The organism is Mesorhizobium sp. WSM3866 (assembly GCF_002294795.1).
Lineage (GTDB): Bacteria > Pseudomonadota > Alphaproteobacteria > Rhizobiales > Rhizobiaceae > Mesorhizobium.
This window is the reverse complement of the sequence record NZ_NSGC01000055.1, coordinates 1-1,284: the sequence shown is the minus strand read 5'-3', so window position 1 is coordinate 1,284 and position 1,284 is coordinate 1. Positions and strand designations below refer to the sequence as shown.

1 protein-coding gene and 1 pseudogene are annotated in these 1,284 nt (G+C 61.4%); both read right to left on the bottom strand.

The window, feature by feature from the left end; all coding sequences use genetic code 11:
- Window positions 1-149: 149 nt before the first annotated feature.
- Window positions 150-1,112 (bottom strand): substrate-binding domain-containing protein, encoded by a 963-nt coding sequence (locus CK222_RS31390; RefSeq protein ID WP_095802995.1) that lies wholly within the window; start codon window positions 1,110-1,112, stop codon window positions 150-152.
- A 22-nt stretch (window positions 1,113-1,134) separates the two neighbouring features.
- Window positions 1,135-1,284, bottom strand: a pseudogene (locus tag CK222_RS33610) (ABC transporter permease); the annotation flags it as partial.

Below are 1,284 nucleotides of genomic sequence, written 5' to 3'. Positions count from 1 at the left end.
TTAACCCCGTCGGTCAGCCACGGATAGTAGTGGGTCTCCAGATCCCAAAGGTGATGATGCGGATCGATGAAAGGCAGTTCGGCCACGGTCGGGGTCCCTCGCTTGCTGCTGGACCCGCCGGCCTCGCCGGCGGGTCCGTTCGAAGGCGGTCAGTTGCTCGGGGGGAAAACGCGGGCGATAACCTTCTTCGCCTCGGGACTGTCGACCTTGTCGGCGGTGACCAATGGCATCACCAGGGCCAGATCCTGGGTCACCTTGCCTCCCGTCAGGGCGTTGTAGACTTGCTGGGTGCCGTCGATTCCTTGGCCGACCGCTTCCTGGAAGAAGATGCCCTGGATCGCCCCCTTCTTCAGCAGCGCAATGGTGGTGGGCGAGCCATCGGCGACGGTGATGCCAACTTTGCCGGTGAGGCCTCGGGTCTCGACCACCTTGGCGGCCCCGCTGCCAGCCTCGTCATACATGCCGTAGATTGCCTTGACGTCGGGATGTGCAGTCAGCAGGTCGTTTGCCTGGGTGACAGCCTCATTGATGGTGAGGCCCCGGGTTTCAAGCATCTGGACCAGGTCGCAGCCGTCCGCCGCGAACGCCTCCTTGGCGCCCCTGAGATACTTCTGCGCATTTTCCCGGTCCTGCGGCAAGGACAACATGCCTACCTTGTTGCCGCCACGCTCCTTGGCGAGGTCACAGGTGAATTTCCCCTGAGCTTTGCCGGTCTCATAATTGTTCGCGGTGACAGAGGATGTGTAGTTGGTCAGTCCCGGCTGCGGACCGATGCCGGCGAAGGCGATCGGCACCTTTTGCTTTTCCAGATAATCGAGCAGCGGCGGCGTCGATGTCGAGCTGACCGGACCGATCACGATTGCCGCGACCCCCTTTGTCACGGCTGTCCGCGCATTGTCCATCTGCTTGGCGGGTGAGTTCTCAGAGGTGTACTCGACATAGTCCATGCCGAGCTCCTTCGCCTTCTCCTTCACGCCGTAGCCGACCCATTGCCAGTAGGAGATGTCCAGCGAGGGCGCGATATAGGCGACGGTCTTCTTGTCCTCGGCATATGATGGGCTGGACAAGGCGGACGCCGCCAGTGCTGCAATCAGGATGCTCTTCAACTTCATCTTGGTTCCTCCCGTTGATGATCTAGAGTCGGTTCTTGTTGCTGAATCGGTCGATCAGGACCGCAAGCAGGATCGCGGCGCCGGTGACGGAGCCTTGCCAGAAGCTGTTGACGCCGATGAGGTTCACGCCGTTCTGGATGCAGGTGATCATCAGCGCGCCGAGCACCGCGCC

What these genes read in the sequence shown, in the direction of transcription:
- CK222_RS31390 (WP_095802995.1), bottom strand. Translation starts at nt 1,112, where the DNA reads ATGAAGTTGAAGAGCATCCTGATTGCAGCACTGGCGGCGTCCGCCTTG.